4 protein-coding genes are annotated in these 6,000 nt (G+C 58.5%); all 4 read right to left on the bottom strand.

Translation table 11 applies throughout. The features are described 5' to 3' along the window. Positions 1 to 260 precede the first annotated feature (260 nt). Complete coding sequence (locus Q0O07_RS09665) at positions 261 to 2,141, bottom strand: phosphodiester glycosidase family protein (protein ID WP_295492963.1); 1,881 nt, start codon at positions 2,139 to 2,141, stop codon at positions 261 to 263. Continuing rightward, positions 2,138 to 4,681, bottom strand: coding sequence for a TonB-dependent receptor (locus Q0O07_RS09660; protein WP_295492961.1), 2,544 nt, complete (start codon positions 4,679 to 4,681; stop codon positions 2,138 to 2,140). Before Q0O07_RS09660 ends, Q0O07_RS09665 begins: the two co-directional genes overlap by 4 nt. Before the next feature lie 403 nt (positions 4,682 to 5,084). Further along, a complete protein-coding gene (locus tag Q0O07_RS09655; RefSeq protein ID WP_295492959.1) occupies positions 5,085 to 5,621 on the bottom strand; it encodes an invasion associated locus B family protein in 537 nt (178 codons plus the stop codon). 200 nt (positions 5,622 to 5,821) lie between these two features. After that, positions 5,822 to 5,983, bottom strand: coding sequence for a hypothetical protein (locus tag Q0O07_RS09650; RefSeq protein ID WP_295492957.1), 162 nt, complete (start codon positions 5,981 to 5,983; stop codon positions 5,822 to 5,824). Between the last annotated feature and the right edge of the window lie 17 nt (positions 5,984 to 6,000).

Below are 6,000 nucleotides of genomic sequence, written 5' to 3'. Positions count from 1 at the left end.
CCCGATAAAACGCTGGCTAGCCAATCGAGAAACTCAAATTAAGTCCAGACTAGATTTTATGGGACTATCGATCCGCTATTACACGTTCGTTACAGCTGATGGGCATTATAAGGTGTTGCGGTGTTGCGAAGCCCAATACTCGACAGCCTTACAAACGCAAGGTGGAGCGTAATGCTGGAATTGAGTTTGTGACGGAAACCAAGCGGATGTGGTTGCGGGGGGCGCCGACGGCTGGCGGAGCGACCTGGGAGAGATGAATTTTACCTTGGCTTGATTGCCGATTTGACGCTGCCAGTTCCGGGCAGTCGGCGCGCGAACAATTTAGCATCGACCGGCAGTTCGCCAACAGTCGGCAGTTTGAATACGCGCACAGTTCCGCTCGGCCTATCTATCGCAAAGATCCTCCGCGTGTCGGAGGGATCGAAGCCGAACGCTTGCCCTTCCACAGCGACCTTGATCGTCGCGACGTGGATCAACTCAGCGCCAGACTTTGGCCTAGCCAAGACATACATTTCTGGCATTGTGTGGCCGAATAGATAGAGCAGGCCATCGTCGCCGATCGCGCCGCCAGACGCTGCCTGGGGTGCCATCCGCTTGCGGATCAATGGTGGAATTAGCCAACCCTCGCGCCGACGCCATTCGCTATCCGTGCTGATCAACTGCGAATAGTCGTGCCCCTTAAAGGGAACGCCGGTCTCATCGGAATAATGGGCGAAGCCAAGCAACCAGCCGTCACCCATTGGCTCAACGATCGTCAACGATCCCTCGTCGCGATTACCGAGGCTGACGCTACCCACATGATTTAGCGTCGCGGTATCAAAGATCTCGACCGACGATCCGTGTGGCACTTCAGGATGGTTGGAGTGCGCGCAAACCAGCTGGGCGCCAAATACGGTGCAACTATTCAGATGGCGAATCAGCCCGCCACGCGGCCCCGCCCAACGCGCAGCCAAGCGTCCCGTCGTGCGCTCATACTTGCCGATTGCAGTGTTCACCACCGCGTAGAAATGCGTCGCGTCGACCGCAACCCCCTGCCGCGCCTCAGCTGCGCCGTAAATCCGCTCAAGCACCGCATCATATTGGGCCACAACCCGCTCAGCCTTAGGCGGGAGCAGCGCGCCGAACCGCGCCGTCGTTGCCATCCCGTCACGGAACACACCAAGGTGATTGCCCACGGGCCGCTCGCGACCAGGTACGCCAGTGTGGATCGGCCGACTGAGGACGATCGAGCCGGACGGTCCCATTGCCGCCATTGTCGCTGATCCGCCGCCATCAAGGCTCATCGCCTGCGTCGCGCCGACCTCGCGAAACAGCGCGAGCAGGTCGGCATTAGTCGCACCCTCGCTATAGCCTGGCTGCCGCCCGTCGGCGACCACAAGCCACAGCCTTGTGCCTGCTTCGTTTAGCCCGAGCGCGGTGCGCGGCCCCCCGCCCCGTGCCACTGGAGATGCCGCCGCTTCGGCCAACGCTGCCGCTTCGCCTGCCAGCGGCACGGCACCGTGGAACACGCCGTCGCGTCCCATCGGTCGGCGCGGTACCTCTGCTCCAGCGTTAAGCAGCCGAGGCCCCGCCGACACGCCCTCGGGGAAGCCCGCCGGGCAAGCCTGACCCTCTACGATCACCGCCCGGCCGACAGTAAAGCAGGCCATAGAATCGACCCGCGCGTCGACGGCATCCGCCTTGGAAACATATTCACCGCCCGCCAGCACCGCACCCGACGCGTCCGCTGCGCCGCTGGGCTGTGGTACGAAATTGTCACCTGCCGCCGATCCGCCGACGAACGGCAGGAAATAGCTGGCATTGACCGCCAGCACCGCGCCGCTGCGCGCAACATAGGTGCTGACCGGCGTCGCACGATATTCCATCCCCGCCGAGCGATCGGCTGGCGTCATCGCGACGCGAATTCCTGGCGCGGCCAGATCAACCTCGGCGACATGCATTACCAGCGGCGTTGGTCCGGCGCGCACGATCCGACGATAAGTGACCCCAGGTGCCACGCTGCATTGCTCACCGCCGCTGCCAAGGCACAGTTCCACCCCCACCGGCCCCGACACTACTGCCTCGGCGCGCTGCGGCTCTCCCGCGCTGACAGGCACTGCCAGTGTAGCAGCCGCGACCAGAGCCGCGCGCCACGTGCTCACCACGTGAACGTCAAGCCCAGCCAGTATTGGCGTCCGAAGCGATTGATGTCGCGCGCGATGTTTTGGTTAGGCCCGGTCAGGACCAGACGGGCGGCGTTTGTCAGGTTGCGCGCTTCGCCTATGATTTCGATACCTTCCATGAGTTTGATCCGCGCTTGCGCATCAATCTGTTCGAACGCCGCCGTGGTCTGGTCGTTCGCGGGCGCGGAAGCACTCACAGAATTGCGGAACTTGCCGACGTGGGAATAAGTCAGTCGTGCGCGCAGCGGGCCGCGCTCATAAAACACCGCCGCGTTGGCGAGGAAGTCCGCTTGGCCGGGCAATTGGTCAAGCGACCGGCGTGCGGTCGCATCACGGATGTCGATCTTCCCGTTCAAGAAGGTCAGGTTGCCCGAAACGCCAAGATCACTGAACACCCAAGGCAGGAAGCTCAGCTTGTTGAGGATGACATTGGCCTCGAAACCTGTGACTTTCGCACCCTCGGAGTTGCGGGGCTGGCTGACTGTGCGCGCAACGCCGTCGATTGTCTCTTGCGACGCGAAGGTGTAGATTTCGTCTTTTATATTCTTACGGAACGCGGCGACAGCGACGATGCCGAGTTCGTCGGGCAGATAATATTCAGCGCTCGCCTCGAAGCTGTCGGCGCGGCGCGGGCCGAGCTCAGGGTTGGGGCGGCTGATCGACTCGTCGGCGTTGATCAACTCCTGCCCCGCCACCGAATTGGGGTTGGGGCGGCCTACCCCCTTGAAATACGCCGCACGCAGCCGCAGTTGGTCGGTGACGTCGTACAACCCAGTGATAGAGGGCAAAAAGTCATCATAGCTGCTGTTACGTGTCACCGTGGTGAACTGATCTGTGCCCGTCACCGTGCGCCGTACCACGCTGGTCGCTGCTACGTCGGTCTTCTCATAGCGGACGCCGACGATAATCGAATGCCGTTCACCCTTGTGGCGGATTAGACCATAGCCTGCGCCGACATCCTCCTTGAAGCGCCAGTCGCCGCCGATGATCTGCCGGTTACTGGCCACCGCGTCGCGCGTGAATCTGGCGGGGTTGGCGTTGAAGAACGTCAGGAAGCTCTGAAAATCGACGAAAAGCTGGTTGAAATCGGCGTAAATCGGCCGGTAGGTCTCTGCTTGGTTGAACTGGCTCAGCCGCAGGTCGACGCCTGCCGCTGGGTTGAAGAAATTCTGAGTCCGCTGGTTGTCGCGGATAGTCTGACGATACTTGAAGCCAGTGCCAAATCCTAGGCCATCGTCGCCCTTTGCACGATTCCAGCCATAGTCAAACTGGCCCTCGGTCACCTTGTCCGTTGAATCGTCCTCATAGGGGCGATATTGGGTGAAGCGGTATTGGCTGGGATCGCCGACGCGCGGACTGGTGCCGGTGAGCACCGGATATTCGCCATCGAGCCCTAGGTTAAAGTTTGCCGCTGGCGAGACCAGGTTGAACGCAGTCTCGTTTGACGGCTCAAGGAAGGTCGCTTTCGAATAGGAGCCGCGTAGTGCGAAGTCGTGGCCATCGTCAGTCTCATAGTCGAGCTTCGCCTGGCCAACATGCAGCGGCTTGCGGATCGGGAAATCATTGAAGCGCACGAAGCTGCCGCCACTAGTGTTAAGCAACTGCTGCGATTGACGCAGTTCGTTGTCGTCCTGCGCGAAGTAAGTGTAGGCTATCGAAGCTTCTAGCCCCGGCGCGGGCTGCGCCTCGAGCTTCGCGGTGCCGCCATAGCGATCGACCGAATTGGGATAGTTAGACCACAACAGGTTGGTACCCGCCCCCGCTGGCGTCGTAGCCGGTCCCGCGCCGACCTGCGGCGTCGTTACTGGCACCACCTGCGGAAGCAGTCGCTCCTGGTCTCGGCGCTTACGGCTGAACGAACCCGAAACCAGGATGCCGAAATTGCCATCGGGCCCGAAGCGCGTCGAGATCGTTCCGTCGGCACGGTAGTTGAGCCCGTCGTCCCCGTTGCGTCCAAAGCCGCGACCGGGCACCCCTTTCGAATCCGACGTGCCGATGAAAGCGTTACCGAACACGTAGAGTCCCGGCCGGTCGAATGCGGAACGTGTGACGAGGTTGATCGATCCGCCAATAGCATTGCCTTCAATCTCCGGCGTGCGCGATTTTAGGACTTCGAGCGAAGCAACCGCGGTTGACGGGATCGCCTCGAGGTTGAGCTGGCGATTGCCGCGCTCGGCGGTCGCCATTGTCGCGCCATCGAACGAGCCGACCGTATAGCTTGGGTTAAGTCCGCGCACCGACACGTAGCGGCCCTCGTCTTCATCAAACACCGTCTGCACGCCCGGCAGGCGGCGGAAACTGTCGGCGATGTTATAATCAGGCTGCTGACCTATATCATCGCTTTTTAGGAACTCGGCCACCAGCTCGCTCGATCGCTTGGACTGAACTGCAAGCCGGTTCTGGGCGCGAAAGCCAGTGACGGTAATCTGTTCTTCAGCTTCTTGCGCAACAGCAAAGGTGGGGCAAGCGGCGCATGTCGATGCGAGAAGAACTGTGATGGCCTGATTTTTAAAAGTCATTGCATTGTCCCCGTGATTCTTTGGCGTCGGTTACTAACTCAAAGTGACAAATAGATGACGCGGCAGTGATCAGTGGCGCGGCAATGCCACTGCGTGCTTAATTCTTTTCGCGCTCACTGGTTCAGCAAAGTTAAACATTTAATCACCAACCACTACCATTGCTGCCAATTTGTTGTGGCGAATTAACGGCCGCTTTTGCACGATTCTGACAAGTCCCCGAATGACGGACGTTGGGCGAATAGCAGAACGGCATGAGATGAGCTGGGAGCGGACTGCCCGGTTCTACGGCGGAGCGTCAACATTTCAGACCCAAGTTGCGACATAGACGATGTTCTATCCATCAAATACAAAAACAGACGCAGGAAAGTGGGCGTCCTAGGAACGGATGAATACCGCAAGCTCTCTATTTTTTAACCCCTTGTGCTTTCGCCCAAGCCTCATTTTTGGCGACCATCATCTTCACAGCGTCGCCGAACCCTTCAAAGGAAATTGGTGCGACCAGCGTTTGGCCATTTGTCTGCCTTGCCGCAACAATGCCCTTTTTTGCGGCAAAGAACGGGTTCAAATCCGCGCGCGTTGTCAACCTATCGATAAAACATCCTTGTGGCTCGCAACGTGTAAAGACGTAGCCGTTAAGGTCTGTCTTATCGTCGAGACGTACCAATGCTTCTCCTTGAATAAAAAGGCCAAGTGGCAACATAAACTGAATTGCGTAGCGATCGTCTGTACCGGCGTATGAGAGTGAAAATTGTAGAATGTTTTGCTCAACATCCTTACGTTTTACCGCTTGTACTATCTCGCATGGCGGTAATGCAGCACGCGAAACACAGCGTACGGTCCAGTCACCAACTTGATCCGTTTTTTCAATTGGATCGGCGGCACTGGCTGCGGCGATAATGGCAAAGTTTGCAAAAAGCAGAAGCGTTAAAGTTCTTATCATTTGGGTTCTTTCATCGTCTTTTTAGAAGCCTAAAGCCTGTATCCGGGAATTGTCTTCCTATCTTTTTGGCTTCGCTGGCTGGCCACCTGCGCTCGCAGCATTGTCATCATCCTCATTATTGGTCTCAGTGCTAGAGCTCGCCTCTGTGCTTGAGGTCGTCCCAAAATGTTGCGCAACACAAAAATGGAGCGATTAAGGAGCTAGGGTTTAGCCACAGCCTCCAAGCGTTCGAATCCGCCAACACGGCAGCTATCCAGCGATCCACTGACAAAACCAGACCGTCCGCCTTCGGCCCAGATGTTACCAATCATAAGCTGACGGACGGACCAAGGGACCTTGTCACCAGCCGCAAAAATCGCCAACTTGCCTCGTGGCTAAA

The organism is Sphingorhabdus sp. EL138, from assembly GCF_945890115.1.
In the GTDB taxonomy this organism is placed as follows: Bacteria; Pseudomonadota; Alphaproteobacteria; order Sphingomonadales; family Sphingomonadaceae; genus Sphingorhabdus_B.
Note: the sequence above shows the minus strand (reverse complement) of the source record. Positions and strands in the feature narration are given on the sequence as shown.

Coding starts and splice junctions, on each gene's coding strand:
- Q0O07_RS09660 (WP_295492961.1), bottom strand. CDS start 4,681: ATGACTTTTAAAAATCAGGCCATCACAGTTCTTCTCGCATCGACATGC.
- Q0O07_RS09655 (WP_295492959.1), bottom strand. CDS start 5,621: ATGATAAGAACTTTAACGCTTCTGCTTTTTGCAAACTTTGCCATTATC.